Origin of the sequence: Streptomyces sp. NPDC048106, assembly GCF_040706415.1 — a bacterium.
GTDB lineage: Bacteria > Actinomycetota > Actinomycetes > Streptomycetales > Streptomycetaceae > Streptomyces.
Genome location: NZ_JBEZND010000002.1, coordinates 168,577 through 181,543, shown reverse-complemented (window position 1 = coordinate 181,543; position 12,967 = coordinate 168,577). Strand labels below are relative to the sequence as shown.

The following is a 12,967-nucleotide window of genomic DNA, read 5'->3' as shown; positions in this document are numbered from 1 at the left end:
GATCCGGCCTGATCCAAACGAAAGACCCTATGGCCGGGGGACACGCCGTACTCCACCGTGCCGCATCCCGGCCCGCTCCGCACGGCGTAGGGGTCGTCACCGCACGTGATCCGCGACAGCCCTTGACCTCGGCATTGGTCCAGACCAAAATCCAGTCACACCCGTACGAGCGCGTGTGCTCGTCCCCCCACGTCGGGCCCCACCCCTGTGCGCATCCGCCATGCCAGACAGAACAGGACCCCTCGTGAGACGACGTCTGCTCGCCCTCAGCTGTGTCACCGGTTGCCTCGTCAGCGGCTGCGGGATGCTGCCCGGCACCCATCAGCGCGAGACCGTCACCGTGTGGCTGATGAAGGACAGCGCCTCGGCGGACTTCCTCGACCGCTTCACCGCGGACTTCGAGCACACCCACCCCGACCTGCGCCTGGACATCCGTATCCAGGACTGGACCGGCATCGTCGCCAAGGTCCGCAAGGCGCTCGCGGGCACCTCGGGCGACGGGCCCGACGTGATCGAGGTCGGCAACACCCAGGTACCGCTGTACGCCGACGGCGGCGGGCTGGCCGATCTGACGCTGGAGTCGATGCGCGACTGGGACAAGGACAAGTGGCTGCCGGGCCTCGCCGAGCCCGGCAAGGTCGGCAACCAGCAGTACGGCGTCCCCTGGTACGCGGCCAACCGCGTCGTCATCTACCGCAAGGACCTGTTCGCCCAGGCCGGCATCGCCCGCCCGCCGCGCACCCGCGCCGAATGGCTCGCGGACACCGAGAAGCTCGACTCCGGCGGCAACCAGGGGATCTACCTCGCCGGGCAGGACTGGTACACCCTTTCCGGCTTCGTCTGGGACGAGGGCGGCGACCTCGCCCGGAAGGTGGACGACTACCAGTGGAAGGGCACCCTGGACACCCCGGCCGCGCTGCGCGGCATGGACTTCTACCGGCGGCTTCAGTCGCTGGGCGACGGGCCCAAGGACGCCGACGAGGAACACCCGCCCCAGGCCGGGGTGTTCGCCGGCGGCAAGGTGGCGCAGATCGTCGCCGTGCCGGGGCTCGCCCAGTCGATCGTGCGGCAGAACCCCGAACTCAAGGACGAACTCGGCTTCTTCCCGGTGCCCGGACCGACCGCGGCCCGGCCCGGTGCCGTGTTCACCGGCGGCTCCGACCTCGTCATCCCGGATCACACCAAGGACCAGTTCGCCGCGACCGCCGTGGTCGGGGCGCTCACCGGCACCAAGTGGGACACCGAACTCGCCCGCACCATGAACTACGTGCCCAACAAGACCACGCTGGCCGACGCCGTCTCCGGCGAGGAGGGGGTCGCCGCCATGGCCGTGGGCGCGGCGCACGGCCGGGCGACCCCCAACACCCCTCAGTGGGCGGACGTCGAGGCCGACAACCCGATCAAGCAGTACATGACCAGGGTGCTGAACGGGGCCGACCCGGCGACGGAGGCCCGCCGGGCGTCCCGCCGGATCACCGGGGAACTCACCCCGGACCTCTGACGCCCCGGCTCACCTCCGACGCCCCCGGCTCACCGCGCCACGCTCAGCGACAGCGCGAACCGGTCCTGTGCGTCCGTCCACCAGTGGGTCAGCTCCATCCCGGCGGCGGCCAGTTCCCGGCTCACCCCTTCCCGGCGGAACTTCGCCGACACCTCGGTGCGCAGCTCCTCGCCCGCCGCGAACTCGACCGCGAGGTCCAGCGCGGGCACCTTCACGGTCTGCGCGGTGCGCGAGCGCAGCCGCATCTCGACCCACTCGTGGCGGGCGTCCCACAGCGCCACGTGCTCGAAGGCGTCCGGGTCGAAGTCGGCGCCCAGTTCGCGGTTGACGACGTTGAGCACGTTCTTGTCGAACGCGGCCGTCACCCCGGCCGCGTCGTCGTACGCCCGGACCAGCACCCGCTCGTCCTTGACCAGGTCGGTGCCGAGCAGCAGCCCGTCGCCGGGGTCGAGCAGGGCGCGCACCGAGGCGAGGAACGCGGCACGCTCGGCGGGCAGCAGATTGCCGATGGTGCCGCCGAGGAAGGCCAGCAGCCGGGGGCCCCGGGTCGCGGGCAGGTCGAGCGGCGCGGTGAAGTCGGCGATCAGGGCGTGCACTTCGAGGCCCGGACGCTCCGCGACGAGCGCCCGCCCGGCCTGGGTGAGCGCGCTCTCGCTGACGTCGACCGGGACGTACGCCGTGAGCGAGGTGAGCGCGTCGAGCAGATAGCGGGTCTTCTCCGAGGAGCCGGAGCCCAGCTCGACCAGCGTCCGGGCGCCGCTCGCGGCGGCGATCTCGCCGGACCGGGCGGCGAGGATCTCCCGCTCGGCGCGGGTCGGGTAGTACTCGGGCAACTCGGTGATCCTGTCGAAGAGTTCGCTGCCCCGGGCGTCGTAGAACCACTTCGGCGGCAGCCACTTGGGGTCGTCGGTCAGGCCGCGCTCGACATCGGCGCGCAGCGCGGCATCCGTCGCGTCCTCGGGGAGGGTGCGGGTGACGTGCAGAGGGCTCACGTGCAGGGCTCCTTAGGTGTCGCGACGGCCGGTTCCGCCGCCGGGGCGAGCAGCACTCCGGTGCTGTCCGCGGTGAGCACGGTCCGGTCGGGGACCTCCCGCCACAGCGGGTCGTCGTCGTACGGCTCGGAGGCGACGACCGTGCCCAGGCCGGGCTCCGTGCGGTACCAGAGGCTGTCGCCCCAGGCGGTGGCGGCGATGGTGGTGCCGTCCGTCAGCAGCAGGTTCAGCCGGGAGGCGGGGGCCGCCCGCGCGACCTCGCGCACGGTCTCGGCCAGGGCCCGGTCCGGGCCGGCCCCGGCGCGCAGCCGGTGCAGTACCAGGGCCCAGACGAATGCCGAGTCGTTTCGCGCGGGCAGCGACAGCAGGTCGACCGGGGGCAGCGTGGCCACCAGGGGCGCCGCCGCGTCCGGCCAGCCCGCGACCGCCCCGTTGTGGCTGAACAGCCAGCGCCCCGCGGCGAACGGCGCCGCCGCGGCCTCCGCGTCCGCCCCCGCGAGGGTCGCGTCCCGCACGGCGGCGAGCACCGCGCCGGAGCGCACCACCCGGGCCAGGTCCGCGAAGGACAGGTCCGCCCAGATCGGCCCGGCCCGCCGGTAGCGGGCGGGCGCGGGGTCGCCGGGCGCGTACCAGCCCACCCCGAATCCGTCGGCGTTGACCGTGCCGTACCGCTGGCGCCGCGGCGCCCACGACTGCCGGAACAGGCTGTGCGGGGGCTCCACCAGCAGCCGGCCCAGCGGCAACTGCGGCCCTACATAAGCGAGATGACGACACATCAGTCGTCCTCCGAGCGGGCGGTGCGGAACCCGGAGAAGATCTGCCGCCGGATCGGGTAGTCCCAGTTGCGGAACGTGCCCCGGCAGGCCACCGGGTCCACGGCGAACGAACCGCCGCGCAGCACCTTGTGGTCGGAGCCGAAGAACACCTGCGAGTACTCCTTGTACGGGAACGCCTGGAACCCCGGGTACGGCAGGAAGTCGCTCGCCGTCCACTCCCATACGTCGCCGATCAACTGCCGCACCCCGAGGGGTGATTCACCCGCCGGGTAGCTGCCGGCCGGGGCGGGACCCAGGTGCCGCTGGCCGAGGTTGGCGTGCTCCGGCGCCGGATCGGCGTCGCCCCAGGGGTAGCGCCGGGAGCGGCCGGTGGCCGGGTCGTGCCGGGCGGCCTTCTCCCACTCCGCCTCCGTGGGCAGCCGGCGCCCGGCCCAGCGGGCGTAGGCGTCGGCCTCGTACCAGCACACGTGCAGCACCGGCTCGTCAGGCGCGACCGCCTCGGTGGTGCCGAAGCGGCGGCGCAGCCAGCGGTCGCCGTCCCGGTGCCAGAACAGCGGCGCGGCGATGCCGTGCCGCCGGATGTGCGCCCAGCCCTCCGGCGCCCACCAGCGCTCGGTGTCGTAGCCGCCGTCCTCGATGAACGCCTGGTACGCCGCGTTCGTCACCGGGGTGGTGTCGATCCAGAACGGCGCCACCTCCCGGGGGTGCGCGGGGCGTTCGTTGTCCAGCGCCCACGGCTCAGCGGAGGTGCCCATGGTGAACGGGCCGCCGGGGACGAGCACCTCGGCCGGACCCGTGAACGGCGCTCCCGGCTCCGGGTCCGGCGCGGTCAGGACCGGCGGGCCCGTGCGGAGCTGATGGGTGATCAGCATCGTCTCGTCGTGCTGCTGTTCGTGCTGCGCGATCATGCCGAAGGCGAATCCGGCCTCGGTCAGCCGGGTGCCCCGGAAATCGGCGGACGCCAGGACGTCGATCACCCGGCCGCGCACCTCGGCCGCGTAGTGCCGGGCCTCCGCGGGCGGCAGCAGCGGCAGCGAGGGCCGCTCCGCCCGCGGGTGCTCGAAGGCGTCGTACAGGCCGTCGATCTCCGGGCGCATCGCCTCCCGGCCGCCGACCGCGCGCAGCAGCCACAGCTCCTCCTGGTTGCCGATGTGGGCGAGGTCCCACACCAGCGGGGACATCAACGGCGAGTGCTGCGCGGTGAGATCGGGTTCGTCCACGCATGTCGTCAGCAAGGTGGTGCGGTCCCGGGCGGTGGTGAGCGAGGCCAGCGCGCGTTCGCGCAGGGCCTCGGTGTCCGGCTCCGTGGTCGTGGTGTCGGCCTTGGGGACGGTCATGAGGGGATGTCCTTCCTGCCGTGGGCGGCGGGGCCGCTCCCGGCCGGGGCGGGGCGGGTGCCGGGCAGCGCGTCCAGCAGGTCGTCGGCCGGGCAGCGGCCCCGGGCGACATAGCGCTCCAGGTACCCCGCGACGGCGTCCGTCACCTCGGTGGTGGCCCCGAGCCGGGGCAGGGCGTCCAGCGCCGCGGCGAAACACACGGCGGCCGCCTCCCGCAGCTCCGGGTCGGCGAGCCCGCGCCGGGCCGCTTCGGTCCACAGCGGGTTGTGCGGGGCCGGCAGGTTCAGCGTCCGCTCGGCCAGGGGTTTCACGCACCGGTAGGCGGTCTCGGCGGCCTGGGGATCGTCGAACAGCGCCGCCGTCACCGCGAGCGGCACGATCCACCCGTCCTCGCCCGGCTGCGCGTCGATCATCCGCAGTTCCAGGTGGCCGCGCGGTCTGACCGGCGGGAAGAGGGTGGTCAGGTGGTAGTCGAGGTCCGCCCGGGTGGGCGGCCGGGGCTGGTGCCGCAGCGTCCACTCGCGGAAGGTCAGCCGCTCGGGCACCGCCCAGGGCCCGTCGTCCCGGCGCACGCACATCACCGGGGAGTCCAGGACGTGCCGGGCCCACGCGGACCGCGGCTCCTCGTGCAGCGGGGGCGCGCCGGCCCGGTCGGTGCCGATCTCCATCCACATCAGCTGCCGGGTGGACAGCCAGCCCGTGGGCAGCCGCCCGATCAGCGGGGAGTTGGCGAAGGCGGCCACCAGGACCGCGCCCAACTGGTGTGCCAGCCACCAGCGCCGCCCGTGGCCCAGCGGACCGGGCTCCTCGTGGCCCGCGTCCACGCAGACCTGCACGGAGGCGGAGGCACGCATCATGTGCCGGCCGGCCGGGCCGGTGCGGTCCAGACAGGTCTCCATCGCGTCGTAGCGCGGCTCGTGCAGGAACCTGTCCGGCAGGTGGAAGGGATCGTGGCCGATGCCGACGAGGGCGAGCCCGTCCTCGGCGAGGACGGCGCGTACGGCCGCGAGGTCGGCGGAGACGGTGCCGACGCACTCCATCAGGGAGGCGGCGGGCGGCGAGCTCAGCTCCAGCTGGCCGCCGGGTTCCACGGTGAGCGCCGACCCGAGGGGTACGGCGCGTACGGCCGCGTAGGCCGCGCGAAGTCGTTCGGGTGGCACGGGGTGCTGCGGCCGGCCCCGCTCCCGCACCAGCCACTCCAGCTCCACACCGAGGGTGCGGGGCGGGCCGGTCTTGAAGCAGATGCCCTGGATCAGGGCGTCCACCTCGGCCTCGGTGACGGCTGTGCGGTGCCCCGTACAGTCGCCACCGCCGTTTATCGCATCGGACATGTCGGGATCCTCCTGAGATTCCACCATGTCTCCGGTCCGGCGTTCGGTCAGCCGGGCCGGCACTCGTCCCACCCAAGACCCTTGTGCCGGATCGCACAAGAGCGCCCTTTCAGGCGTTCCGGACGGGTCGTCGGGGTGACCGTGTGCCTTTCCGGCGGGCTCCGGGGCCGGGAAACTCCGTTGCACCGCCTCACCAGCATCACTCAGGATGACCGTATGAGCACAACGGGGGAGACCGCGTGGGCCGCGGTCGTGGCGCCCACGGGGGTGGCGCCATGAGCGCACGCCTGCGCGGGATCGCCGCCGAGACGGAACGGATCGTGGCCGCGGGCCGCTACCGGGCCCCGGACGGCCGGGAGGTGTCCCTCGCGGACGCGACGGCCGCAGCCCGGGCCGGCACCCGGATGTACGGACCCGGGCCGGTCCCGGTGCCACCGGCGCCCGGCGTGGACACGGTCGTCGAGGTGACCGGCGAGAGCAGCCTGGAAGCGGCCCGCCGGCTGGCCGGCGCCCCGGTCGCCGTCCTGAACTTCGCCTCGGCCAGAAACCCCGGCGGCGGCTATCTGAACGGCGCGCAGGCCCAGGAAGAGGCCCTGTGCCGCGCCTCCGCGCTGTACACGTGCCTGCTGCGGGCCCGGGAGTTCTACGACCACCACCGCGCCGACCGGGACCCGCTCTACTCCGACCGGGTGATCCACGCCCCGGGCGTCCCCGTCTTCCGTGACGACCGCGGGCGGCTGCTCACCGAGCCCTACCGCGCGGGCTTCCTCACCGCCGCCGCCCCGAACGCGGGCGTGCTGCGGCGTACGGCGCCGGAGCGCGCCGCCGAGGTCCCGGCCGCCCTCGCGAGCCGGGCCGAGCGGGTCCTGGAGACGGCCGTGGCCCATGGGTATGGGCGGCTGGTGCTGGGCGCCTGGGGCTGCGGTGTCTTCCAGAACGAACCGGCGCGGGTCGCGGGGGCGTTCCGGGGCCTGCTCGGTCCCGGGGGCCGGTTCGAGCGTACTTTCGAGCAGGTGGTGTTCGGCGTACTGGACCGGACGCCGGGGGCGACGGTGCGGGAGGCGTTCCTGCGAGCGTTCGCGCGGGCCGGCGTCTGAGTCCCGCGGCGCCGTCCGTCAGGTCCAGCCGTAGCGTTCGTGCAGCCGCTGCCGGACCAGGTTGAACCGCATCCGGTCCAGCGCGCACGCCTCCCGGCGCATGCCGTCCTCGAACAGCCGCAGCACCCGGTCCACGTCCACCCAGGAGTCCCGGCCCGAGCGGTCCCAGGGGCCGCTGCCGATGGCCACCCACTCCCGGTCGCCGTCGTGCCGCTTGCTGGAAAGCTGCACGGCCAGCAGGGTGCCCGCCGCCTCGCGGGCGACGACCAGCACCGGACGGTCCTTGCCCCGGCCGTCGTTCTCCTCGAACGGCACCCAGGTCCAGACGATCTCCCCGGGGTCCGGGTCGCCGTCGTGGGCCGGGGAGTACTCGGTGCGCACCCGGCCGACCTCGCGCGGGTCGGCCTCGGTGGTGGCGTGCGGGCCATGGCGGCCGGGGGTGTTCTCATCGGTGTCGGTAAACGTGCTCACGGGGGCACCCTAGTGGCCCCTCCTGAGGGTGCAACGGGCGCCTGCCGGACCGGGGTTGGCTCATGTCCGGATCGGTCCGCATATGGCCGGGGCCGGCCGTCGGCGGGATGTGCGTCAGGCCGGTCCGTCGGCGGGATGCGGGTCAGGCTGGTCCGTCGGCGGGATGCGGGTCAGGCCGGTCCGTCGGCGGGCCGGGCGGTGATGCCCAGGCCGGGCCGTCGGCCGTGCACGGTGAGATAGGTCAGGCCCCGCTCCCCGGCGCTGATGCTGCGGGTGGATCCGCGCGGCAGCCACACCAGGGCACCCTCGGCGACCGGCCGCGCCTCCTCCTGAGCGCCCGCGCCGAGCACCCCGTCCCCCGCCACGACCAGCAGCAGCACATCGAGTCGCGCCTCCGCGTGCGCCGCGATCCGCCCGCCCGGCGCGATCCGCACGACGTTGGCGTCCAGCTGGCGCCCGCTCTCGGCGAGTTTCCACAGCACGCCGGATGGCACCGGCGGCTCCGCGGCCAGCTCCCGCGCATCGCACAGGAGCCGCGGAACCGGCTCCGCCTGCTTCGCCGATCCACTGTCGGCCGCGGACTCTGACGTCATCTGCACCCCTCGCAGTCGTGGTTTCCGGGCTCCAGCGTACAATTTCCACACGTAGGATTCGTGAAAAATACGCGCAGGTGAGAGGGGTGCCCGAGTGACGGCGGACGGGACCGACCCGGCGCGGACGACCCCGCGGGAGAGCCCGCGCCGGCGTGCCGTGCTGGACGCGCTGCGGGCCGCGCCCACACCGCTCGGGGTGACCGAGACGGCCGAGCGGCTCGGCGTGCACCCCAACACGGTCCGCTTCCACCTGGACGCCCTGGTGGCCGACGGCCTGGTCGAGCGCCGGGCCGAGGCGCCCGCGGGCCCTGGCCGGCCGCGCACCGTCTACACCCCCCGCCCCGGCATGGACCGCGGCGGTGCGCGCGGGTACCTGCTGCTGGCGCGGATGCTGCTCAGCCGCTGGGCGTCCGCGGATCCGGCCGAGGCGCGCGGGGAGGCCATGGAGACGGGCCGTGAATGGGGCCGCTTCCTGGTGGAGCCGCCGCCCCCGTTCGAGCGGGCGACGGCCGAGCGGTCGGTCGCCCGGCTCCTCACGCTCCTCGCCGACCTGGGCTTCGAGCCGGAGCCCGCACCGGGGAGGGAAGAGCCGGACATCCCGGAACGGATCCGGCTGCGGCACTGCCCCTTCCTCGAACTCGCCGAAGAACACGGCGAGTTGATCTGCCCCCTCCATCTCGGCCTGATCCAGGGCGCCCTGGACCGGCTCGACGCGCCGCTGACGGCCACCCGTCTGGAGCCGTTCGCCGAACCCGACTCCTGCCACGCCCACTTGAGCGCTGCGGGCCCCGCACCACGGGACACGAGAAAGGGAACTCACCGATGAACACCGCGTCCGCGGCCGTCGCCACCGCCATCACCTTCGTCTGGCTCGGGATGGTGCTGGCGATCTCCTTCCTGGAGGCGCCGCTGAAGTTCCGCGCCCCGGGGGTGACCATCCCCGTCGGGCTCGGCATCGGCCGGCTGGTGTTCCGGGCGCTGAACACCGTCGAGGCGGTGTTCGCGGTCGTGGTGATCGTCGCCGTCGCGGTGCACGGCGCCCCCGCCCGGATCATCGGCCCGACGGTGGCCGCGGCGGTACTCCTCCTGGCCCAGCTGGCCGCCGTCCGCCCCTACCTGAACCGCCGCTCCGACCGTGTCCTCGCGGGAGAGGACCTGCCCCGCTCCCGCAGCCACCTCTGGTACGTGGCCCTGGAGCTCCTCAAGGTGGCCGCCCTGCTCGTCCTGGGCATCGGCCTGCTCACGGTCTGACCCGTCACCCGGCCGGCCCGGCGGGCCCGCGTCTCACCGGGTCAACAGCCGCCGCAGCCAGCCGAGCCGGGCCGCCCGTGCCGCGCGGGACAGGGCCGCCTCGGGGGCCAGCGCGTCGAAACCGTGGAACGCGCCCGGCCAGACGTGGAGTTCGGCCGCGCCACCGGCTGCCCAGAGGCGGGACGCGTAGGCGACCGTCTCGTCCCGGAAGGTCTCCGCCGAGCCGGTGTCGAGGTAGGCCGGCGGCAGGCCCGACAGGTCGGCGGCGCGGGCCGGGGCCGCGTAGGGGGAGACGTCCGGGCCGCCCCGGCGCGCACCCAGCAGGGCCGTCCACGCGGTCTCGTTGGCGGTGCGGTCCCACAGTCCGGTGCCGGCCATCTGACGGCTGGAGACGGTGTCGTTGCGGTCGTCCAGCATCGGGCTCATCAGCAACTGCCCGAGCGGGCGCGGTCCTCGCCGGTCCCGGGCGAGCAGGGCGGCGGCCGCCGCGAGCCCGCCGCCCGCGCTGGCGCCCACGACCACGATCCGCTCCGGGACGCCGCCGATATCCGGCGCGTGCCCGGCGGTCCAGACGAGGCCCGCGTACACGTCCTCGACCGGCGCCGGGTGCGGGTGTTCGGGGGCGAGCCGGTAGTCGACCGACACCACCACCGCGCCCAGCTCCCTCGCCCAGTCCAGCGGCACCTCCACCCCGGCCCGGTCTGTGCCGGCCATCATGCCGCCGCCGTGCACGTGGTAGAGCACCGGCAGTGGGACCGCCGTATCCGCCGGGCGGCAGACCAGCAGCGGGACCCCGGGGGCGCCCGGCGGCCCCGGCACCGCGTGCTCGCTCACCTCGAAGGCGCCGTCCAGGGTGAGGTCCGGCGATCCCGCGCAGGTGCCCCGCCGGACCGCGGCGAGGTCCGTCAGGCGGAAGCCGGGCGCGGCCGCGTCCCCGAGCGACTCCAGGCACGCGGCCAGCTCGGGGTCGAACGGGGGCGGGACCAGGGGCACTGCTTCCTCCTCGGGGCTCACGGGGCACGGCCGTACGGCCATCGTCCGCATACCCCCGACCGGCCCCGGAAGTCGGGCACGGCGCGCGGCCCTGCCCCGGATGCCGGAAAACCCGTGGGGGCCGGAGCGCGTTCGGCTCCGGCCCCCACGGGCGGTACGGGGTGAGGCTCAGGCGGCCGTGGTGCCGTGCAGGCGCGCGACGACCTCGGAGAGCTGGGCGGCGACCTCGGCGTCGTCGACCGGGTGCGTCTCGGCGAAGCGGGTCATGGAGCCGGGGATCGACAGCTTGATGTCCTCGATCACCTTGCCGCCGGCGATGCCGACCGACTTGCGGGTGTCGTCCTGCGCCCACACGCCGCCGTACTGGCCGAACGCGGTGCCGATCACGGCGACGGGCTTGCCGCCGAAGGCGCCGGCGCCGAAGGGGCGGGACAGCCAGTCGATGGCGTTCTTGAGGACGGCCGGCATGGTGCCGTTGTACTCGGGCGAGAACAGCAGGAACGCGTCGGCGCCCTGGGCGGCCTCGCGCAGGGCCGCGGCGGCGGCCGGGACGCTGCCCTCGACGTCGACGTCCTCGTTGTAGAAGGGCACGTCGGCCAGGCCCTCGAAGAGCACGACCTCGGCGCCCTCGGGGGCGAGCTTGGCGGCCGCCTCGGCCAGCTGACGGTTGTGCGAACCGGCACGCAGGCTGCCGACGAGCGCGAGGATACGAACAGACATGGGGAAACTCCAGGGGGCTGAAACATCGTAGAAACGATCCGGACCAAGGTCCGTTTAAATTTCTACCACTCAAACCGGACCGGGGTCCAGTTCTGTTCCCCGTGCTTTACGCTGTCTTCATGTCCAGCGCGCCGCAGCCCTTCCCGATGCCGCAGGAGCCCTCCGACGCGCCCACCTTCCTGGAGCTCGGCACGGCCTCCGAGGAGCCCTGTCTGCGCGCCGACGCGGCCCGCAACCGGGCCCGGCTGCTGGAGGCCGCCGCCCGCCTCATCGCGGAGCACGGCGTGGCCGGAGTCACCATGGAGGCCGTCGCCGCGGCCGCACAAGTGGGCAAGGGTACGGTCTTCCGCCGCTTCGGCGACCGTACGGGGCTGCTGATGGCCCTGCTCGACCACTCCGGCCGGCAGCTCCAGGCCGATTTCCTCGGCGGACCCCCGCCGCTCGGCCCCGGGGCGCCGCCCCTGGAGCGGCTGCGGGCGTTCGGCATCGCGGTGCTCTACCGCTCGGCCGAGCACCTGGAGCTGCAACTCGCCGCCCAGCCCGAGGCCTGCCGCCGCTTCTCCCATCCCGCGGTCCAGGCGCTGCGCACCCACGTCGCCATGCTGCTGCGCCAGATCGTGCCGGACGGGGACTGCGAGCTGCTGACCCAGACCCTGCTGGCCTCGCTCGACCCGGCGCTGATCCACCATCTGACCCGGCAGCGCGGGATGCCCATGGCGCGTCTGGAGGCGGCCTGGCTGGACCTGGTCGCGCGGGTGACGCGCACTCAGCCACCCGCCTGACCAGGGGCCCAACGGCCCTGCGCCGGTCTCCGAACGGCCTTGCGGCACACGGGAGTTCGTCCAAAAGCGAACCACTCTCCCCTGCCCGCCGCGCCGCCGGAACGCTCTGCCAAGATGCGGTCTGTCATGGTGCAGATACCGAACACTCCCACGAGTGCCGATGTGGCCCGGCTGGCCGGCGTCTCGCGCGCGACCGTGTCCTACGTCCTCAACAACACCAACGCCGTGCGGATCAGCGAACCCACGCGGCGGCGCGTCCACGAGGCCGCGCGGGAACTGGGGTACGTCCCGCACGCGGCCGCCCGCAGCCTGCGCGCCGGACACAGCCGTACGGTCCTCATGCCCGCCCCCTCGATCCCGGTCGGGCCGCTCTACGGCACGTTCCTCAACGAGGTGCAGGGGGCCCTGGGCCGGCTCGACTACACCGTCGTGCAGTACGGCTCCGTCGGCCTGGAGGGCGACGAAGCCGCCCGCGCCTGGGCCGAGTTGAGGCCCGTGGCCGTCCTGGTGCCCGGCACCGGGACGGGACCGCGGGGCGTGGCGATCCTCAAGCGCTCCGGCGCCCGCGCGGTCGTCACCCTCGGTCCCGAGCGCGTCGAGGGCGCGCACGCCCTGCTGATGGACCACGACGCCGTGGGCCGGTGCGCGGCCGCCCACCTGTACGAGCGCGGCAGGCGTCGGATCGGGGTCGTCGTACCCGAGGAACCCGGTCTGGAGGTCTATTCGGGGCCCCGGCTCGCCGGTGTCCGGCAGGCGCTGCACGGCACCGGCGCGAGCGTCACCGCGGTGCCGCTCGCCTACACGGAGCGGGCCGCCGCGCGCGTGGCGGCCGACTGGCCGGGGCTGGACGCGGTGTTCGCCTACAACGACGAGTACGCCATGCTGCTGATGCGCGCCTTGCAGGACGAGGGACTGCGCATCCCCGAGGACGTGGCGGTGATCGGCGCCGACGACCTCATGCTCGGACGGCTGCTGCGGCCCCGGCTGAGCAGCGTCCGCATCGAACTGCCCTCGGGCCGCGACCTCGCCGCCCTGGTCGACCGCGTGGTACGCGACCCGGGCGGCGAGCCGGAGGTGCACCGGGTCCTGGGCGCCTCGGTCGTACGACGCGAGTCCACCTGAA

General features: G+C 74.2%; 14 protein-coding genes. 6 read left to right on the top strand and 8 right to left on the bottom strand.

What is annotated here, in order from left to right:
• Positions 1-244: 244 nt before the first annotated feature.
• Positions 245-1,501, top strand: coding sequence for an extracellular solute-binding protein (locus AB0927_RS02785; protein WP_366665677.1), 1,257 nt, complete (start codon positions 245-247; stop codon positions 1,499-1,501).
• Between the two features lie 29 nt (positions 1,502-1,530).
• Here the strand turns inward: AB0927_RS02785 and egtD are convergent, their stop codons facing one another.
• From egtD to egtA, 4 genes are read right to left on the bottom strand one after another with little or no spacing between them, the layout of a single operon-like run.
• Positions 1,531-2,493 (bottom strand): L-histidine N(alpha)-methyltransferase, encoded by a 963-nt coding sequence (gene egtD, locus AB0927_RS02780; protein ID WP_366665676.1) that lies wholly within the window; start codon positions 2,491-2,493, stop codon positions 1,531-1,533.
• Positions 2,490-3,269 (bottom strand): ergothioneine biosynthesis protein EgtC, encoded by a 780-nt coding sequence (gene egtC / locus AB0927_RS02775; protein ID WP_366665675.1) that lies wholly within the window; start codon positions 3,267-3,269, stop codon positions 2,490-2,492. Before egtC ends, egtD begins: the two co-directional genes overlap by 4 nt.
• Positions 3,269-4,606 carry an ergothioneine biosynthesis protein EgtB gene (gene egtB, locus AB0927_RS02770; protein WP_366665674.1) on the bottom strand — a complete coding sequence of 446 codons (1,338 nt, stop codon included), beginning with the start codon at positions 4,604-4,606 and terminating at the stop codon, positions 3,269-3,271. The genes egtC and egtB overlap by 1 nt, the downstream gene beginning before the upstream one ends.
• Positions 4,603-5,937 (bottom strand): ergothioneine biosynthesis glutamate--cysteine ligase EgtA, encoded by a 1,335-nt coding sequence (gene egtA, locus AB0927_RS02765; protein ID WP_366665673.1) that lies wholly within the window; start codon positions 5,935-5,937, stop codon positions 4,603-4,605. The genes egtB and egtA overlap by 4 nt, the downstream gene beginning before the upstream one ends.
• A gap of 275 nt (positions 5,938-6,212) precedes the next feature.
• Between egtA and AB0927_RS02760 the strand changes: the two genes are divergently transcribed.
• Positions 6,213-7,034: a TIGR02452 family protein gene (locus AB0927_RS02760; protein ID WP_366665672.1), complete on the top strand. Its 822-nt coding sequence runs from the start codon at positions 6,213-6,215 to the stop codon at positions 7,032-7,034.
• An 18-nt stretch (positions 7,035-7,052) separates the two neighbouring features.
• Here the strand turns inward: AB0927_RS02760 and AB0927_RS02755 are convergent, their stop codons facing one another.
• Positions 7,053-7,505, bottom strand: coding sequence for a type II toxin-antitoxin system PemK/MazF family toxin (locus tag AB0927_RS02755; protein WP_366665671.1), 453 nt, complete (start codon positions 7,503-7,505; stop codon positions 7,053-7,055).
• Between the two features lie 170 nt (positions 7,506-7,675).
• Complete coding sequence (locus AB0927_RS02750) at positions 7,676-8,098, bottom strand: hypothetical protein (RefSeq protein WP_366665670.1); 423 nt, start codon at positions 8,096-8,098, stop codon at positions 7,676-7,678.
• 94 nt (positions 8,099-8,192) lie between these two features.
• Between AB0927_RS02750 and AB0927_RS02745 the strand changes: the two genes are divergently transcribed.
• Complete coding sequence (locus AB0927_RS02745) at positions 8,193-8,924, top strand: helix-turn-helix domain-containing protein (protein ID WP_366665669.1); 732 nt, start codon at positions 8,193-8,195, stop codon at positions 8,922-8,924.
• Positions 8,921-9,349 carry a hypothetical protein gene (locus AB0927_RS02740; protein WP_366665668.1) on the top strand — a complete coding sequence of 143 codons (429 nt, stop codon included), beginning with the start codon at positions 8,921-8,923 and terminating at the stop codon, positions 9,347-9,349. Before AB0927_RS02745 ends, AB0927_RS02740 begins: the two co-directional genes overlap by 4 nt.
• Before the next feature lie 33 nt (positions 9,350-9,382).
• On the opposite strand, the gene AB0927_RS02735 is transcribed toward AB0927_RS02740, so the two are convergent.
• Both AB0927_RS02735 and AB0927_RS02730 read right to left on the bottom strand, forming a co-directional pair.
• Positions 9,383-10,342 carry an alpha/beta hydrolase gene (locus AB0927_RS02735; protein WP_366665775.1) on the bottom strand — a complete coding sequence of 320 codons (960 nt, stop codon included), beginning with the start codon at positions 10,340-10,342 and terminating at the stop codon, positions 9,383-9,385.
• Between the two features lie 168 nt (positions 10,343-10,510).
• Positions 10,511-11,062, bottom strand: coding sequence for an NAD(P)H-dependent oxidoreductase (locus AB0927_RS02730; RefSeq protein ID WP_366665667.1), 552 nt, complete (start codon positions 11,060-11,062; stop codon positions 10,511-10,513).
• A gap of 101 nt (positions 11,063-11,163) precedes the next feature.
• Between AB0927_RS02730 and AB0927_RS02725 the strand changes: the two genes are divergently transcribed.
• A complete protein-coding gene (locus AB0927_RS02725; RefSeq protein ID WP_366665666.1) occupies positions 11,164-11,844 on the top strand; it encodes a helix-turn-helix domain-containing protein in 681 nt (226 codons plus the stop codon).
• A 126-nt stretch (positions 11,845-11,970) separates the two neighbouring features.
• The gene (locus tag AB0927_RS02720; RefSeq protein ID WP_366665665.1) at positions 11,971-12,966 is read left to right on the top strand and encodes a LacI family DNA-binding transcriptional regulator; all 996 of its coding nucleotides are present in this window, start codon (positions 11,971-11,973) and stop codon (positions 12,964-12,966) included.
• Position 12,967: the final 1 nt, after the last annotated feature.

Coding starts and splice junctions, on each gene's coding strand:
- egtC (WP_366665675.1), bottom strand. CDS start 3,269: ATGTGTCGTCATCTCGCTTATGTAGGGCCGCAGTTGCCGCTGGGCCGG.
- egtB (WP_366665674.1), bottom strand. CDS start 4,606: ATGACCGTCCCCAAGGCCGACACCACGACCACGGAGCCGGACACCGAG.
- egtA (WP_366665673.1), bottom strand. CDS start 5,937: ATGTCCGATGCGATAAACGGCGGTGGCGACTGTACGGGGCACCGCACA.
- AB0927_RS02760 (WP_366665672.1), top strand. CDS start 6,213: ATGAGCGCACGCCTGCGCGGGATCGCCGCCGAGACGGAACGGATCGTG.
- AB0927_RS02750 (WP_366665670.1), bottom strand. CDS start 8,098: ATGACGTCAGAGTCCGCGGCCGACAGTGGATCGGCGAAGCAGGCGGAG.
- AB0927_RS02740 (WP_366665668.1), top strand. CDS start 8,921: ATGAACACCGCGTCCGCGGCCGTCGCCACCGCCATCACCTTCGTCTGG.
- AB0927_RS02730 (WP_366665667.1), bottom strand. CDS start 11,062: ATGTCTGTTCGTATCCTCGCGCTCGTCGGCAGCCTGCGTGCCGGTTCG.
- AB0927_RS02720 (WP_366665665.1), top strand. CDS start 11,971: ATGGTGCAGATACCGAACACTCCCACGAGTGCCGATGTGGCCCGGCTG.